Annotated in this window: 16 protein-coding genes; 4 read left to right on the top strand and 12 right to left on the bottom strand. The window is 36.5% G+C overall.

From position 1 onward, the window contains the following. Positions 1-369: 369 nt before the first annotated feature. The 4 genes from tkt to GHD00_RS19850 form a co-directional block, all read right to left on the bottom strand. Positions 370-2361 carry a transketolase gene (gene tkt / locus GHD00_RS19835; RefSeq protein WP_163539942.1) on the bottom strand — a complete coding sequence of 664 codons (1992 nt, stop codon included), beginning with the start codon at positions 2359-2361 and terminating at the stop codon, positions 370-372. A 30-nt stretch (positions 2362-2391) separates the two neighbouring features. Then, positions 2392-3036, bottom strand: a complete 645-nt coding sequence (fsa, locus tag GHD00_RS19840; protein WP_163539929.1) for a fructose-6-phosphate aldolase — start codon at positions 3034-3036, stop codon at positions 2392-2394. Positions 3037-3254: 218 nt separating this feature from the next. Continuing rightward, on the bottom strand, positions 3255-4211 hold the full coding sequence (glpX, locus tag GHD00_RS19845; RefSeq protein ID WP_163539930.1) for a class II fructose-bisphosphatase: 957 nt from the start codon (positions 4209-4211) through the stop codon (positions 3255-3257). 52 nt (positions 4212-4263) lie between these two features. Continuing rightward, positions 4264-4359, bottom strand: coding sequence for an RpiB/LacA/LacB family sugar-phosphate isomerase (locus GHD00_RS19850; protein ID WP_205600801.1), 96 nt, complete (start codon positions 4357-4359; stop codon positions 4264-4266). A gap of 330 nt (positions 4360-4689) precedes the next feature. Between GHD00_RS19850 and GHD00_RS19855 the strand changes: the two genes are divergently transcribed. After that, positions 4690-5457 (top strand): DeoR/GlpR family DNA-binding transcription regulator, encoded by a 768-nt coding sequence (locus tag GHD00_RS19855; protein ID WP_163539943.1) that lies wholly within the window; start codon positions 4690-4692, stop codon positions 5455-5457. A gap of 163 nt (positions 5458-5620) precedes the next feature. Here GHD00_RS19855 and GHD00_RS19860 read toward each other — a convergent pair whose 3' ends face one another. From GHD00_RS19860 to GHD00_RS19875, 4 genes are all read right to left on the bottom strand, one after another. Then, on the bottom strand, positions 5621-6889 hold the full coding sequence (locus GHD00_RS19860) for a TRAP transporter large permease (RefSeq protein ID WP_163539931.1): 1269 nt from the start codon (positions 6887-6889) through the stop codon (positions 5621-5623). Beyond that, on the bottom strand, positions 6886-7374 hold the full coding sequence (locus tag GHD00_RS19865) for a TRAP transporter small permease (protein ID WP_163539932.1): 489 nt from the start codon (positions 7372-7374) through the stop codon (positions 6886-6888). The genes GHD00_RS19860 and GHD00_RS19865 overlap by 4 nt, the downstream gene beginning before the upstream one ends. A gap of 86 nt (positions 7375-7460) precedes the next feature. Next, entirely contained in the window at positions 7461-8507 is a 1047-nt protein-coding gene (locus GHD00_RS19870) for a TRAP transporter substrate-binding protein (protein ID WP_163539933.1), read from the bottom strand. 29 nt (positions 8508-8536) lie between these two features. Continuing rightward, positions 8537-9310: a triose-phosphate isomerase gene (locus GHD00_RS19875; protein ID WP_163539934.1), complete on the bottom strand. Its 774-nt coding sequence runs from the start codon at positions 9308-9310 to the stop codon at positions 8537-8539. Positions 9311-10033: 723 nt separating this feature from the next. Between GHD00_RS19875 and GHD00_RS19880 the strand changes: the two genes are divergently transcribed. Next, the gene (locus tag GHD00_RS19880) at positions 10034-10309 is read left to right on the top strand and encodes an HPr family phosphocarrier protein (RefSeq protein ID WP_163539935.1); all 276 of its coding nucleotides are present in this window, start codon (positions 10034-10036) and stop codon (positions 10307-10309) included. Positions 10310-10958: 649 nt separating this feature from the next. Here the strand turns inward: GHD00_RS19880 and GHD00_RS19885 are convergent. Beyond that, positions 10959-12311, bottom strand: a complete 1353-nt coding sequence (locus GHD00_RS19885; protein WP_163539936.1) for a four-carbon acid sugar kinase family protein — start codon at positions 12309-12311, stop codon at positions 10959-10961. Positions 12312-12417: 106 nt separating this feature from the next. After that, positions 12418-13443, bottom strand: coding sequence for a 4-hydroxythreonine-4-phosphate dehydrogenase PdxA (pdxA, locus tag GHD00_RS19890; RefSeq protein ID WP_163539937.1), 1026 nt, complete (start codon positions 13441-13443; stop codon positions 12418-12420). Between the two features lie 346 nt (positions 13444-13789). On the opposite strand from pdxA, the gene rpiB reads away from it, so the two are divergent. Beyond that, the gene (gene rpiB / locus GHD00_RS19895; RefSeq protein ID WP_163539938.1) at positions 13790-14269 is read left to right on the top strand and encodes a ribose 5-phosphate isomerase B; all 480 of its coding nucleotides are present in this window, start codon (positions 13790-13792) and stop codon (positions 14267-14269) included. 174 nt (positions 14270-14443) lie between these two features. Here the strand turns inward: rpiB and GHD00_RS19900 are convergent, their stop codons facing one another. Continuing rightward, complete coding sequence (locus tag GHD00_RS19900; RefSeq protein ID WP_163539939.1) at positions 14444-15031, bottom strand: P-loop nucleotide/nucleoside kinase family protein; 588 nt, start codon at positions 15029-15031, stop codon at positions 14444-14446. Between the two features lie 205 nt (positions 15032-15236). On the opposite strand from GHD00_RS19900, the gene GHD00_RS19905 reads away from it, so the two are divergent. Further along, entirely contained in the window at positions 15237-16415 is a 1179-nt protein-coding gene (locus GHD00_RS19905; protein ID WP_163539940.1) for a phospholipase D-like domain-containing protein, read from the top strand. Between the two features lie 127 nt (positions 16416-16542). Here the strand turns inward: GHD00_RS19905 and GHD00_RS19910 are convergent, their stop codons facing one another. Next, complete coding sequence (locus GHD00_RS19910) at positions 16543-17337, bottom strand: GNAT family N-acetyltransferase (protein WP_163539941.1); 795 nt, start codon at positions 17335-17337, stop codon at positions 16543-16545. Positions 17338-17904 lie beyond the last annotated feature (567 nt).

Below are 17904 nucleotides of genomic sequence, written 5' to 3' on the forward strand. Positions count from 1 at the left end.
AGTCCTCCTAAAAAATGGAGGACTTTTTCAGTGGCTTCCTGCTCTTCCCCCAGGAGTCTCGCATTTTCCGCAGCTTATTTTAGTGCTCGTATTGATTAAGAAATATCCAATCTTACCACTTATAAACGGAGGAAATATACGCAGACTCCCGCGGAAAGCGAAGTATATTTCCGGAGTGGTATTTAAGTGCTTATCCTACAGTAGCCACTAATTCTAAGAAGAATGGTTGAAAGTCACGTTTAAGTATTACGTCAATTGTCAAGGGGCAACAACCTTTTTAAGAGGATGGCTTATAGAAAGGGCTGTCATAAAAGTCAGCTTACTTCTTTGTAACTGAATCTATATGACAGCCCATAAAATGAATAAGCCTTATAAATTTTTATATTTTTCCACAATATTTTCTACAGTAAATCCGTATTTCTCCGTTAATAATTTTCCGTTGCCAGATGCACCGAATTCATCTATCGTTAATAAGTCTCCTTCGCTTCCTACATACTTATGCCAACCGAGTGATGCACCCATTTCTATCGCAAGGCGCTTCTTCGTACCTTTTGGTAATACCTTATTTTGATAATCCTTTGATTGCTTATCAAATAAGTCCCAAGAAGGCATGCTGACAACCGATACATAAATACCTTCGTCTTCTAATTTCTTTTGCGCTTCTAGAGCTAGATGTACTTCTGACCCTGTTGCTATTAATATGCCCTCTGGTTGTTCACGTGCTTCTGAAAGGACATATGCTCCTTTTTTCACCCCTTGATAGGCTTGGTCAGCTGAAGATGTAACTGTTGGTAATCCTTGTCTTGTCAGAACCAAGGCATGAGGAGTCGTTTCACTTTCCAACGCTAACCGCCAAGCTGCCGCCACTTCATTACCATCAGCTGGCCTTAGCACGGAAAGGTTTGGCATTGCTCTAAAAGAAGCTAAATGTTCAACTGGTTCATGTGTTGGGCCATCTTCACCAACAGCAATGCTATCATGAGTCAGTACATATGTCGTAGGCACTTGCATTAGCGCAGGTGTTCGAATAGCAGATCGCAAGTAATCCGAGAAAACAAAGAACGTCCCTCCGAAGACCTTTACACCTCCATGTAATGTCATCCCATTCAGTGCAGCACCCATAGCAAATTCCCGCACACCAAACCAAATATTACGGCCATCATAGTTGCTAGGAGAAAAATCTCGTTCATCTTCTATTTTGGTTTTATTCGAACCAGATAAATCCGCTGATCCTCCTATAAAAAAAGAAACTTTTTTAGCGATACCATTGAGTACCCTTCCAGAAGCCTCTCTCGTAGATACCTCTTCTGTCTCATGGAAGGACGGTATATCTTCCATCCAATTGTTTGGCAACTTTCCATCCATGGCATCTTGTAACTCTTCTGCTAAACTTGGATAAGCCTCCCTATATTTTTCAAGCATATTCAACCATTTCTCTTCTTTATCTTGACCTCTTTGCTTGATTTCCTGATAAAATTCTTTTACTTCCTCTGGAACTAGAAACGGTTCGTTATAATCCCATTTATAATTTTCTTTTACCAGTTTAATTTCTTCTTCTCCTAATGGGGCTCCATGAACGGCCGAAGTCCCAGCTTTATTAGGCGAGCCAAATCCTATAGTTGTTTTCACTTCTATTAGGGTTGGTTTTTGTCGGTTTTGCTTAGCTAAATTAATAGCTTCTTGAATTGCTTCTGTGTCATTCCCATCTTCTACCCTTAGGACTTGCCAACCATTTGCTTTATATCGATCCGTCACATTTTCAGAAAAAGACTTATCTAGATCGCCATCGAGTGAAATATCATTGGAATCATAAAAAACTATTAATTTTCCTAGCTTTAAGTGACCTGCCAACGAAGCAGATTCCTGAGACACCCCTTCCATTAAATCACCATCACCACAAATACTGTACGTAAAGTGATCTATAATTGGAAAGCTTTGTCGATTATATTTAGCTGCTAGGAATCGTTCTGCCATTGCCATTCCTGTCGCCATCGCAATACCTTGCCCTAGCGGACCAGTCGTTGCTTCCACACCAGGTGTGTGACCATATTCAGGATGTCCAGGTGTTTGGCTTCCCCATTGTCTGAAATTTTTCAGCTCTTCTAATGAAAGATTGTAACCTGTTAAGTGTAAGAGACTGTATAATAAGGCAGAGCCATGACCAGCAGATAAAATAAATCGATCTCTATTAAACCAATCAGGATTAGCAGGGTTGTGGTTCATATTTTCGGACCACAAAGTGTGCGCCATTGGGGCAGCACCCATAGGTAGTCCTGGATGTCCCGAATTTGCTTTTTCAATCATATCAATAGACAACATTCTGATCGTATTAATAGCTAACGTATTGATTTCGGTTTTCATAAGAATACTATTCATAGGTGTCATCCTTTCTTATTTCGGAACTTTTTCCCAATCCGCTAAGAATTTTTCAATACCGATATCTGTTAAAGGGTGGCTCCATAGTTTAGGGAATAAAGAACCAGGAATCGTTGCAATATCCGCACCTGCAACAGCTGCATCCTGTAAATGTGTAATATTACGAACGCTTGCTGTAATAATTTCCGTTTTATATTGATATTCACTTAAAATACGTTTTAAATCTTTCACTAACGCCATACCTTCTGTTCCAATATCATCAACTCTTCCAACAAATGGACTGATGTAAGTCGCTCCAGCTTTTGCTGCCATCAATCCTTGAGCAGCGGTAAATACTAAAGTGACATTTGTTTTAATCCCTTCATTGGATAAAATGTTCACAGCACGCAGACCTGCCTCTGTCATTGGAATCTTGACAACTACATTAGAAGCCCATGTTGCAATTTCTCTTGCTTCTTCTAACATCTCATCTGTTTCCATTCCTACCACTTCTGCACTGACCGGGCCTTCAACAAGACTGCAAATCTCTTTAATGACTGCTTTAAAATCTCTCCCTTCTTTTGCAATAATAGATGGATTTGTTGTAATACCATCTACAAGGCCCAATTCCTTCACTCTTTTAATTTCATCAATATTTGCTGTATCTAAGAAAAATTTCATATTTTATACCTCCTTGGTTTTATAAAGAGAGACTCCCATCAGTGGGGGGGTTATCCCCACTGATGGTTAGCGATACTTATCAGGGTGCTAGCGTCCGTTGTCCCCCACTTATCCTTCTTTCATTATTATAAGTCTTGAGGTGGGGGCTTACGGACGATTGTTCACCGTGATAAAGAGAGACTCCCATCAGTGCGGTTTTTTCACCGTTCGGGGTTGCTCTAGGCGGACGCCACTTGGTTATTAGGGTGTTTACTTGTCACATAGCGCAATTGACTGCTTTCTCCGTCTAACACGAGAGAATGTGTCACATAATGAGATTCTTCATCTAATTTAATCCCTTTTAACAAAATATTTTCGGTAATACCTGTAGCAGAAAACACACATTGGTCCGAGTTTACTAAATCTTGATGTCTTAACGCCCTCTTTGGATTTTCCAATCCCATTTCCAAGCATCTTTTCCATTCATCATCATTTTGAGGTAACAACTTTGCTTGCATGTCTCCTCCGAGACATTTTGCTGCTACCGCTGCCACGACACCTTCTGGAGCTCCTCCAATGCCAAAGAATAAATCTATATCTTGATCTTTCATACAAGTTGCTAAAGCATACGTAATATCGCCTTCATTAAACAGGTGTACTTTTGCACCGAGTTTTCGAATTTCCGCAATCGATTCATGATGCCTTTCACGGTTTTGAATTAAGATTTTCATGTCTTTTATGTCTTTCCCATTAGCCTCGGCCACAGCATAGACATTTTCAGCTAATGATGCTTCAATATCGATTTTCCCTGTTGCCTTTGGCCCTGTTACAATTTTTTCCATATACATGTCAGGTGCGTGTAATAAAGCACCACGAGGCGCTGCTGCAATCACAGCAAATGCATTGTCTTGCCCATTGACTGTTGAATTGGTTCCTTCTATTGGATCTACCGCAATGTCAACCTTATGCCCTGAACCATTACCTACTTCTTCCCCAATGTAAAGCATTGGAGCATGATCTAATTCCCCTTCTCCTATCACAATACGTCCATTAAAATGAATATTATTTAAGCTATTACGCATCGCATTGGTAGCCGCTCCGTCTGCTTTAATTTTGTCTCCGCTTCCAACCCATGGATACGAAGCTATCGCAGCCTGCTCGGTTACTTTTAAAAAATCAAAAGTTAAATCTTTCATGGAATTTACTCCCTTCAACTGTATTTTAATTACAGTGAATTAATTAGAGGACTTAGCCAACAAATTCATAATTTTCGCTTTCTGCATATTTTTTGATTTCTTCTTTCAGTTCAAAGCCGTTATGATCACTACCGATTGCAATTTTCATTTTCTCATCTCCTTTCGTTATTATTTTTCTTATTTTTTATTTTATTATATTTATTATTATATTTCAATATTTATTTTCGTTTATTTTTAATTTTTGTTATTTCACTAAAAAAATGATAAAAATTATAGCACCAACCAAACTATCACTGCTGTGCTAATAGTTATGTTTTCCGTTTGTTTTCCTGAATCTTTCATTTTATTTGATATTTTTATATCTTATTAGAAAATTAAATAAATTTATTTTCGTTTGTTTTCAATATATGGTACAATAATGTATATTAAGTAATGACAGCGGATCATAATTTGGATGAGGGTGATTTTTTTGAAAAAGATGTTTGCCACTGAGAGAAGAAATGTCATACTTGAGATATTAAATGATAAAAAACGAATTACTGTAAAAGACTTATCAAAAATGTTAAATGTTTCTGAAGCAACATTACGTACAGATCTAACGAATATGGAAAAGAAGGGACTATTAACGAGGACCCACGGCGGTGCTGTTTTAGATACACCTATTCATTCTGAGAATACCTTTTCAGAGAGGGCCAAAAGAAATAAAGAAAGTAAAGGGACTATCGCAAAGAAAGCGATTGAATTAATCAATGATAAAGATTGTATCTTATTAGACGCAAGTACGACTGCCCTAGAGGTAGCTAGGTTATTGAAAGAAAAAAACATTCAATTAACAGTGCTTACTAATGGTATTACCGCTGCAGTGGAATTGAGGGATAACCCATCTATCACTGTCATTTTATTAGGTGGAATGCTTAGAAATGGATCTATGGCTTTAGAGGGGCCGTTTGGTATTCATGTTTTAAATCAAATTAATGTAGATATTATGTTTACTTCTGCAAGAGGCTTTACGATAGACGAAGGCTTGACTGACTTTAGCGTGTATGAAGTGGAGCTTAAAAAGTCTCTTGTTAGCAAAGTGGAGAAAGTGGTTGCAATCATTGACCATTCCAAGATCGGAGACAGCTCTATTGCATCTTTCGCCTCGATTAACGATATTGATGTATTTATATCAGATGATGATATAGATGATGATTTAAAAGATGTTTTTTCAAAGAACAACATTTCCTATCATATAGCAAAATAAAAAAGTGATTGAAGGTTTTCTTATCTTCAATCACTTTTTAATTTGCCCTGATATACGTAACCTGCAATCTTTCCCTTGAGAAAAATCATAAACACAAAAGGAGCCGTCTCAAAATCAGCTCTTTGTGGAAAGTGACTTTTGAGACAACTCCTATTGTTTTTCTTTATATTAAGATAACGGACAGCAATGGTACTAAAATAATAACAATTAAGGTTAATAACATAGATATTAAAAAAGGAGTAACTGCTCTTGCTAAAGTAGGTATACCAACACCTGATATTCCGGATCCAACAAATAGATTAACTCCCAGTGGCGGTGTTATAAAGCCAATAGCTAAATTAGCAATCATCATTACCCCAAAGTGGACTGGATCTATTTGAAGTTGCATGGCGACAGGGAAAAGTATTGGTGTTAAGATAACAACAGCAGCTGTTGTATCCATAAACATCCCAACAATTAACAGCATGATGGTAATTAATAAAAGGATAACCAATTTATTCTCAGATACGGTTGTTAATGCATTTGCCACCTGGGTTGGAATTTGTTCTAAAGTTAATATTTTACCAAATGCTGTGGCAGCAGAAATAATAATTAATACGGATGCACTAGTTAGAGATGCTTTCGTAATCACTCTTGGCAAGTCTTTTACACTTAATTCTTTGTACACAAACAAACTGATAACCACTGCGTAAACCACTGATATAACCGCAGCCTCAGTTGGTGTGAACTTCCCGCTATATATACCTCCTAGAATAATAATTGGTGTCAGCAAAGCCCATTTTGCATTATTTAACTGTGTAAAAAAGGCCTTGAAAGTGAACTTTTGTGCTCCTGCACCATAACCTTTCTTCTTACAATAGATATAGCACCACAAAATCATAACGGCACCAATTAAAATCCCTGGCAAAATACCTCCTAAAAACATATTCCCAACAGATGTTTGTGAGGAAACACCATACATAATCATCGGGATACTTGGAGGAATAATGATCCCTAATGAACCTGCAGATACAATAACGGAAGTCGCAAATTTTTTATCATACCCTTCCTTTATCATGGCGGGTATCATCATACCACCAACTGCAGCCACTGTAGCTGGACCAGACCCTGAGATAGCGGCAAAGAACATAGAGGTTAAAACCGCTACGATTGCTAAACCACCTGTTATATTTCCAACTATTACTTTCCCAAAATTCATTAATCGCTCCGAAATACCGCCGCCACTCATTAATTCACCAGCTAGTATAAACAATGGAACGGCGAGGAGGGGGAATGTATCTAATGATGTTACTAAATCTCGAATCAACCCTTCAGTAGGAATTGCTGAAATAAAAAATATGGATATGACAGATGCAATGCCAAGCGCAATCCCTACTGGTACCGTTAATATTAGTAATATCGCTAAAGTTCCAAATAAAATAAGCGAAATCATACATCCACCTCCTCGTTATTTCTCCATTTCATGATAATAACCCATTGATTTTGCAGGAGTCTAATAGCGGTTAAAATAAATCCTACTAAAGTGGATGCATAAACCCACCCATATGATATTTTTAAACCAGGTGTCAACCTTGTTATATCAAATACCGTATTTACACCATAGTAAACAACCAATACTGAAAAAGCTAGGAAAAACAAATTAGATATGGTACCTATAATAAATTTACCATTTTTTCTAAAAAGTAAAGATAAGGAGTCTATTTTAATATGTTTATTTTTCTTAACAGCATAACTAACCCCTATAAAAACACTCCATATAAATAGGTACCTTGCTAATTCTTCTGTCCATGGAAAAGTAAAATCTAATAGATTCCTCATAACAACTTGCATAAACAAAGTAATAACCAACAACGTAGTCATGATAATCAATAAATATTCTTCGATGTAACGATCTAAAAATTGTATTACTTTCTTCATTTGCAGTCCCTTACCTTCGTTTAAAAATTAGCAATAGTTCTCATAGAAGAAATCTATGAGAACCTATTTGCTTTAGATATTCTGTATTATCGCGCAGATTCAATTTCCGCTAAGAATTCATCCATAAATTCTTGACTTGTCACTTCTGCGTAATTGTCTACAACATCAGATACAGCTTCTCTAAATGATTCTTTATTAGGTTCATTTACTTCCATACCCGCATCTACTAACTCTTGCAATAGCTTGTCGTCATTATCACGGATAGATTCTCTATGGAATTGACCTGCTTCATTTGCTGCATCTTGAATAATGGTTTGTTGTTCTTCTGAAAGAGATGTCCAAAAATCATCGCTAATCGCTAACGGAAGCGCCGAATATTGATGACCTGTGATAGAAATATAATCTTGAACTTCATTAAATTTACTTGCATGGATATTAGCAATTGGGTTCTCTTGACCATCTACAGTCCCTTGCTGAAGCGCAAGATAAAGCTCACCAAAAGCCATTGGCGTAGCGCTTGCCCCTAATGCATTCAATGTATCAAGTGAAACATCAGACTCAGGTGTTCTAATCGTTAAACCGTTTAAATCTTCTGGCGTTTCAATTGGATGACTGCTGTTAGTGATATGACGCATACCATTCTCAAAGAAACTTAAAATACGAATGTTGTCTTCTAATAATGGTTCAGATACCATATCGCCAACTTTACCATCTAATACTTTCCAAGCGTGCTCATAGCTGTCAAATAAGTATGGAAGACCAGTTGCCCCCATTAATGGATCATATTGCGTATAAATCCCTGCTCCTGCTAGAGCCATCTCTAAATTATTTAATGAAACGTTCTCAATCATTTCAGGCTCACTTCCGATTGTTTCATTCGCAAAGATATTAACAGTAATAGCTCCGTCAGACTCTTCTTCTACGATCTCTTTAAACTTCACAACAGCTTCATGACGAACATTCGTTTCAGCAGCACCATGTCCAAAATCAATACTAACTTCTTTTGCAGCTTCACCTTCATTGTCGCCGCTTTCATCGCCATTATCTCCTGATGCTTCGGAGCTTTCATTCCCACAAGCTGCTAGAAATAAGAAAAGCAATCCTAGTAATGATATTTGTATTATTTTTTTCATTATTACTACCTCCCAAAATAAAATAGCCCTTAATAATTTTTATCAATTGTATAAAGTATTTCTTTAAAAGATGTCATATCCCATGCAGCCCTGCCTATAAATAATCCGTTTACATTGTCACTCTTTAAATAATCTTCAAAATTATTTAGGTTTACACTGCCTCCATATAGGATAGGGATTTCTTCTCCAAATTCTTCGTATAATTCTACAAGTAATGCACGAATATTATGGTGTTGTTCTGCTACATAATTTGGTTCAGCAGGAACCCCATTTTCACCTATTGCCCAAACAGGCTCGTATGCAATCATAACATTTTTTACATCTTCTTTTCGAACGCCTTTTAATGCTATTTTTAATTGTTCTCTTAGTCTCTCTTTGCCAACCTCATTATCTTTATCTAAATGATCTTCCCCTATACAGATAAGCGGTTGCAACTGATGCCTAATGGCAGCTAAAGCTTTTTTATTGACGTCAATATCGTTCTCATTATAATACTGTCTTCTTTCTGAGTGGCCTAACTCTATTAAATCTAGTTCTAGCTCACTAAGCATAGATGGGGATACCTCCCCTGTATAAGCTCCGCTGTCTTCCCAATGCATCGTTTGAGCCCCAAGTTTTACCCCGGATCCTTCTAAGTCTTGTTTAATTGGGATTAAATGCGGAAATGAAGGAATGATAAATAAATCTATTTTGGAAGTTAACCCTTTCTTTACTTCCAGTAATTTCTCTACATACTCTCTCCCTTCTTTTAAGTTTTTTGTCATCTTCCAATTTGTCCCAATCAGAATATTTTGATTTTTCAAACTAATCAAACCATCCTTTATTTATTTACTAAAAAATCTTCCTTTAGGAAAGCTGTAAACGATTTTTAATTTTCCTATAAAAATAATTTATCAACTTGTATAACAAGTATACAAATTAATTGTAAACTTGTCTACTAAGTTATTAATTTATTATTAAATTATTTTTATTTTCCCATGACAGTTTAATACAATAAATAATAAAACCGTTGTATTGACGCCATGGATGCATAACCTTATAACTTAAGTTACAAGTGTTATCGTTTAACAACTTTCACTTACGATAATAAACGATGAAAGCGTTTTTGTCAATTGCTTTTTTTTATTTTCGTTTTATCCCAATTTTATTTTCATATGTATTTATCGATAGATCAGTAATCACCAGTTTTTATACTCTTGTTCCTTTTCTTATAGGATATCACCATGTATAACAATAAAAGAGGATTATGAAATGATTATTTCAAAGTTATAGGAGTGATTTTCATTATAAATTTTCAATTTAAAAATATAAAGATATTTATGATTTGATATGTGTTATTTCAACGGGAATTGTTGTAACCCTAAAAATCATTGGAATCGTCCAATTTAAACAACGCTTACAGCAGCTTACTATGCTTAAGTAGTTATCTCATTTATTTTTTGATTTTTTGTTATTTTTTTCGTATACTATCAAAAAAGGAATTTTTATCAATATTTAAAAGTTTTCAAATAAAGGGAGGAAATGGAATGAATGAATTTAAAAAGCAGGTAGTTGTTGATATTACGGAATCACAAACGATTGTTGAATTAAGTTATTTATTACAAACATATGATGCGGAAATTTTTATTTTGAATCATAGTAAAAATCACGTGCAAGAGATAAACCCTAAAAGTATTCTGGGATTAGCCACCCTCCAACTAAAAAACGGGACGGAAATAACCGTTCGCGCCGAAGGTAATGACGCAGAAGAAGCAGTAATGGAAGTAGTCAAGTTTTTACAAAGTGCAAAGAACAATGATTAAGTGTTAATAAAAACTGAGATTATATAATTTTTTCACTTTAATAAAGCTCTTTTTCACATTCTTTGTTGTATTACTTCACAGTAGAATCAAACTGCGACGTAACTATATTAATGGAGTGCTTATATCTTCCTCATCTTGACACTGCTATAATCCGCTCCGACAACATACTTCGCTTTCCGCTCACCTCGCACTGAGCCTCCTCGCTCGTTCCTCACTGCGGGGTCTCAGCGTCTTCGCTGTTCCCGCAGGAGTCTACGTATGTTGTCCACGCTGGTAGTAATTATCTAATGAATGAAACAATTGCACCTATAAAATCAACATTTCGAGAATCCCTTCTTACTTCAATAGAAAGCTATTCTAAGCTGCGGAAAAATGCGAGACTCCTGTGGGAAAGGAACAGTCTGAAGACCCCGCAACGAGCGTTTTTTGCTCGTGAGGAGGCTGAAGCGTTCCCCACGGAAAGCGAGTGTTTTTCCACAGCGACGATTAAGCACTCATCTTTAAACGAGTAGGAGGAAAATATTTATAAGTTACTGCGAAGTTTTTGGATACTATGCAATGAGGTAACTCAAAAAAGACTCACCTTTCACGGAAGGTGAGTCTTTGACGTTAATCGGGGGAGCATGTTAGTAATCAATTCGAAAGATTTTTATTTAATTTTCACTTTTTCCAGTCTAGTTGATTCAGTAAAAATTCTCTTAACGATTTGAGTAGCTGTTTTTTGCTCACCTGTTAGGCCGCCTTTTCCAACTACTACTAACCCTTCATTTTCACCGCCGAGTATTGTTCCGAGATCTGCTTGCGGAATCACATAATCTAATAATTGAATACCTCTAGCTTCTAACCTTTTTAATGTATGAACCATGGTATCTCCACCTGTCATATAAATACCCTTCACATCATTAGACGTTAAAGCTAAGATACCTTTCGCAATTTCTCCAAGGCCTCCATTGATATTATCAGCGGCTTCACCTTGTTTCAAATTCAATGCTTTTTCTTGATCCTTTAGATTGATCCTTTTGCCGGTTAACGATGTTTCTAGTACTACAACATGAACCTTATCACTTTTCAACTTTTCTAACGCTTTACCTATCGCAACTTGAATCTCTTGATCAGCAGAATTGCTCCTATCAATTAACATTTCGGCAGAAACAGCAACAGACTCAGCCCAATCATTTTCTAAAAGCTCTTCCATTTGCATTTTCGTCACAGGAGTCGCACTTCCTGCAACCGCTAACACCTTGCCGTCAAATATTCCTTCTGCACCATCACCTGCTTGTTCATCGTGATCTATTGCACATCCACTGTGTTCCGCTAACTTTGTTGTAAAAGGTCCTGGATCGATCGCTAAAACATTCCATTGCAATGAGCATACTGACTCAGCCAAAAGTGAAACATCATCCATAGAGACCGCATCTGCTATAATAATTTCTGCTCCTTGTTCCTTTTCCAATTCCAACGCTTTCTTAACCGCTTCTTTTCCAGACAACAGAACATTTAATGAGATAACTCCAATTTTTCGATTGGTTTGCTTCCTCATTAATGTTGGGCAATGGGTTTCTTCCACTGGTGTTCGGACATCATTTGCTACTGGCGTCAGAGACAACGGAACGCCGTCAATAATAGAATAACCTCCGACAAGTATCCGATTGGATTGAGGCATCGACGGTACCATTACCGCAATCGTATCAGAGCCTAATTCTTGTAACATCGAGTCCACTTCAGTCCCAATATTTCCTCGCAAAGTAGTATCGATACGTTTGGAGTAATTGGTAATCCCTTTGTTTTTTAAATTTTGAACAGCTTGTTTGACTCTATCTGCAGCATCTTTTTTCGGCAACGCTCTACTATCCGTACTTAACACGACAGCATCTTGGTCTGAACTATAAGCTAAATCTTTCTCATTAAAGAAAGCAGCTGTTCGAACACCGGCTTTTGCTAACAAAACCCCAACTGTCGTTGCACCAGTTAAGTCATCTGCAACAATACCAAATTTTTTCATAATATCCTCCTGAATAAAATATTCATTCCCATTGTTCGTTTAATAATGGTAAAAAAGGAAACAGGAAAGGCATAACCTCTCCTGTCCTAAAAATCATAAATTCAATTTATGCTTGACCTACCTTAGCTTTTTGTTGCATTTTCCAATACTTAACCGGAACTAATGTGGATTCAATCATACTAACCGATCCAGCTACACCTTTTCCAGCAATGTCAAAAGCTGTACCATGATCTACTGAACTTCTCATAAATGGCAAGCCCCATGTAATGGTAATGGACTTTTCAAAGTCATATGTCTTACATGCAATATGGCCTTGATCATGGTATAAGGATAGAATCGCATCATATCTACCCTGCAAACCTAAGTGAAAGACAGAGTCAGCTGGAACAGGTCCAACAACATTCATGCCTTCCTCTTGAGCTGCTTCAACAGCTGGGTTTAAATGTTCTTGTTCCTCTGTACCGAACAATCCATTGTCAGATGCATGTGGATTTAATGCCGCTAAAGCAATTTCAGGATTTTCATAACCAATGCCTTTTAGTTCTGTATCGATTTGTTTTAGGGTATCTAACACTCTGTCTTTTGAAGCATAACGGCAAGCTTCTACAAGCGCTTTATGTCTGCTAACAAAGAATACTTTCATATTGTGGCAATTAAACATTGTTAAAGCGTAATCAGAATTTGTCTCTGCACCGTACACTTCCGTATGTCCTTCATGCTTGCATCCTGCTAACTTTATTGCTTCTTTATGGATCGGCGCTGTTGAAACGATATCAATTTCGCCTTTCATCCCTAATTCAATGGATTTAAGAACATAGTCATAAGACATTTCTCCAGCTAGTTTTTGCACTTTTCCATATTCAATACTAGCACAGTCGTAATCTTTTGTTTCTAAAACATCAATCGTACCATATTCAAATTTCCCATCTGATGGTTTTTCGATTTTATTAACTTCGAAGTCACAATTTTTCACTTTTAACGCTCTTTTTACTATATCTACTGAACCTATTAGAAATGGGTTACATTCATCATAAACCGTCTTATCCATAACAGTATCTGCTGTTATTTCCGGCCCAATTCCGGCTGGATCACCAATAGTAATGGCTACAATAGGTTTTTTAATTTCGGTCATGTCACTCGCTCCTAACTATTTTTAGTATTTCTGAATTTATTAACAAGCATACCTTCTTTTTTGTTAATTGTCAATTTCTTTTTTTTACTTTCGATTTTAGACATAGCGATAACTAAAGTGTATTTTTTGCTATTACTATAGTGATATTCAACAATATATATTCAAACATTACTTACTTTTGCCTATAACTGTTTATATCCTGCTATTCAACCATCCTAATCTCTTAAATGTTTTTATTATTTCGAAACAATAACGAAAATAAATGAAATTAAGTGTTGATAAAAACAAAAATATATAATAACATTATGGGTGTGAAATAATTGTATATACTTAAGGAGGATCTAATATGAAAATCGGTTTAGGCGGCGATAATAATGCGTTTACATTAAAAACCACCATTAAGGAATATTTAGAAGATAAAGGAATTGAAGTGAAAGATTATGGCTGTTATTCAGAAGATGCTGTCGATTATCCAGATGTTGCGTTTGAAGTTGCAGAGGCAGTAAGCCAAGAAGAGGTTGACCGTGGTATACTAATCTGTGGTACAGGTATCGGTGTATGTGTAGCTGCTAATAAATATCCTGGAATCCGTGCCGCATTAGCACATGATGAATATTCTGCTGAACGTGCACAATTAAGCAATAATGCTCAAATATTGACAATGGGAGCACAAATAATTGGTCCGGAAGTTGCTAAAAAAGTGGTAGATGCCTATGTAAGATCTGAATGGGCAGAAGGGTCAAAACGCAAAGTAGATAAAATTATTGATAAAGAAAAGAATTTTATTTCACAAAATTACCAAGATGTAGTAAGTAAAGGTTGCTAGAGTTATCCCCCAACTCTAGCAACCAAACTCTAAATCTGTTATCGATCAAGTACCTTGACCTTGAAATTCATAGTACTTCATCCATACCAACCATACTATAATTTCATCATTATGAAAGGGAACTGATCGATACAGATCTATACATTATAACATTTTAATATTTGTTTTAAAAAGTTACTGTGATATATATTTTACTAGGTCTTGCACTTTTTCTTCAGTCAATTCCCCTGAGTTATCAAATATATGAACATGATCTTCTGAAATGTCCCAATTTATTGTTGGGACAAAATCCACTCTCGTCTCATAGGAATCCCAGTTATCTAGCTTCCATGTGTCCCTTTCGGTTCCTCTTTCTTCAATGCGTTTACGTTGTTGTTCGATATCTTCTAATGTAACGACAACAACTTTTACATCGATATCTTCTTTCGTTTTTCCACTTGCTTCAACTACTTCGTCGATCCATTCTTTATTCTTTAATTCTGCTGTAAATGGCGAAATCATAAATACATTTTGACCTACACGCAGGTTTTCTATACAGATATCCTTTGTTGTATCATATTCTAAGTCACGCAAATGTTTTTTGTAAAAATCGGAATCACGGTCATTCGGATCGAGATCGTTCATTTCTAAAAATCTTTCTACAAAGCGACCGCCTACCGTATCTCGATCTAAAAAAGCACATGGAATCTGGTCCGCCACTCGCTCAGCAACTGTTGTCTTTCCTGTTCCGGCTACTCCTACGAAAAATACTAACTTTTGCACATTATCCACCTCATCTATGATATGTATTCCTTTTTATATGTTAACGCATTCTATAAAAAAACGCACGAGTCATGCTGAAATTCTTTTCTTCCTTATAATTATCACGTAATTAGGGTATTGTAAGTTTATATGAAATAGAACTCAAATAAACTATCAGCAGTTTATACGAGACTGCTTACCTTTTAAAGAAAGGATGGGGCATTATATGATTTTATTTATTGGGACTATTATCTTAATCATCCTATTGTTATATATCGACTATCAAGTTGGAAGATGGTTAGTTCATCGTGCAGACAAAAGCAAAATATATACAAGTATGTCTGAAGATATAAAAGCCTTTCGCTCAGGAGATGCCCTATTTAACCAAATATCCAAGGATATCGAACAAGCGCAGACGTCGATTGATATACAATTTTTTATCATACGAAACGATAAAATTAGCAGACAAATATATCAACAGTTGCAACGAAAACAAGAGGAAGGTGTCAAAGTCCGTCTTTTAACTGATTGGGTAGGGAGTTTCGGCTTTCGGAAAAAATGGGCAGGTTCAATTCCAGTAGTAAAAGCAAATAAGCCGAAAACCCCTTTTTTCTTTTATTTACTACAGAGAAATCACCGTAAAACATTAGTTATTGATCAGGATATTTGTTACTTTGGAGGTTTTAACTTAGGGGATGAATATTTAGGCAAAGATGATAAATTAGGAAAATGGCGAGATTATCATGTTCGAATGACAGGGTCCGCAACAGAAGTTTTTCAATCCTTGTTTACCATGGACTGGATGGAAGCAAAAGGTATTAAGCGAATGCCTCCTGTTCCAGAAGCAAGTAAAAAGGGGGATCATCTCAATTCGGTTCAAATCCTTGCTACGGAAGGAGATATTTTACAAAGAGAAACGATACGATTAATCGAAAGCGCAAAGCATTCTATTAAAATCGCTTCCCCTTACTTTATTCCAACAAAAAAAGTTTGGAATACACTAATATGTGCGATGGACCGAGGCGTAGAAGTGACCATTATGATCCCCGAAAAAGCGGATCATCTTATTACGAAAGCAGCCGCTCTCCCCTATCTCAAGAAAATACACCTTTATGGTGCAAAAGTATTTTTATATACGGATGGATTTTTTCATGGCAAAGTTATTTTTATAGATGATCTAGTTTGTGATATTGGAACCGCAAATTTTGATCAAAGAAGCTTTTGCTTAAACAAAGAATGTAATGTCATTGTAGACAAGTCACACCCGCTTTTTGAAGAAATGATAGAATTATTTGATCGGGATATAAAAAACAGCAAAAAACTTACATATACTTGGCTTAAATTACAGCCTTTGTATATGAAAACTCTATCTATTATATCGATTCCATTACGACCATTCTTATAACGAATTAAAAATATATACGCACACCACTTTATCGGCCAATTTTTTACAATTATCGGTCCGTTCTATCAATTTAGGCGGTCACTTTCTTCCGTTTATCGGTCACTATTGAAAAAATTTTGCATGAGTATCATTTACAAAACGTGTACATCATCCAATATCCGATGTCTTGAAAGCCTAGGCGCTTATATATGTTCCCTGCGGTTGGGTTTTCATAAAAAAGACATAATTCTTTTCCTTCCTGCAGCAGATCATAGCATAATTTCGCCATACAAAGGGTGGCATAGCCTTGTCGCTTATATTTTTGATTCGTTCCAACCGCTACAATCATAGCAGAAGAAGTATTCTCAGCACTGGTAGACGCCGTAGAAACCATTTCCCCGTCTTTTTCGATATAATAGCAGCGTGCCACTCCGTTTTCCATATTTCTTTTTTTAATATCTAAATTAAAAGGCTTATCCGCAAATTCAGGAATCGAGCGCAGTAATTGCCTTAAATGCGGCATTTCCTCTACCTTTAATTTTTTTACTAGATTTGTCCCTTCTAAGTTTAAAGCAGTACCGTCCGTTAGCTTGGCATAAAATAACTTCCGCTTCGATAACAGCGCATCTCGTAAGTAAGGCTCTATCTTTTCTGTAATCTCTTCTAAGCCAGATAACATGGAAAAGTCAGAATCAGCATTGATAATCTCCGCAAAGCCTTTTGCATCAAAGTCCCCTGTGGAAAAAGGTAAAAAGTTTTTTTCATATTTTAATAAAACTGCTCGTAATGTACCGTCGTTAGAAAAATCTCCCCATATTTGCTGAAAATCTTGATGGTAACCGTATGCCTCAATATCGCCAATAATAAATAAATTTTCCGCCGCCCGTTTCTGAACGAGCGCTTGACATATCGGATCATCTGCTTCTGTTAACTGTCGAATCATCGTACTCCCACCTCTTATTGCAAAACCGAACCATTCTCATAAATGTTATGATACCAAGATTTTTATTTGATATAAAGATATATTTTGCTATTTATGAAGGAAATGTTCTCATACTCAGTTCCAGATAAGGTTGAACTAATTCGCATCAGAACCAAACTGTTCACTAGTGAAAATTTGTCTTAATGTAGCTTCCTTTCATTCTAATTTAAGATGTGTACTATCATTCGCTCCGTCAGAATACTCCGCTTTCCGTGGGCTCGGCTTCAGCTAACTTGGTAAAGAAACCCACTTTACCAAGTGGATCTTCAGCTCTCGCTGTCCCACAGGAGTCTCCGTATTCTGCCTTCGCTAATGAAGGTGTTCTACCTTTTGGGAGAGAATAGGTCCATAAGAATTCATTTCTTTGTGCTCTTTCTTTCTTCAGTCAGGACACCACATAAAGCGGAGGAAATATACGTAGACTCCTGCGGGAACAGCGACAGTGTGAAGACCCCGCAGTGATGCACTGACCCCCTAAATCCGGACACTCCAAAATAAAAAATTTAGGGGGTTAGTACCATGAATCGA

The sequence above is a fragment of the Gracilibacillus sp. YIM 98692 genome, from assembly GCF_010993965.1.
Lineage (GTDB): Bacteria > Bacillota > Bacilli > Bacillales > Amphibacillaceae > Gracilibacillus.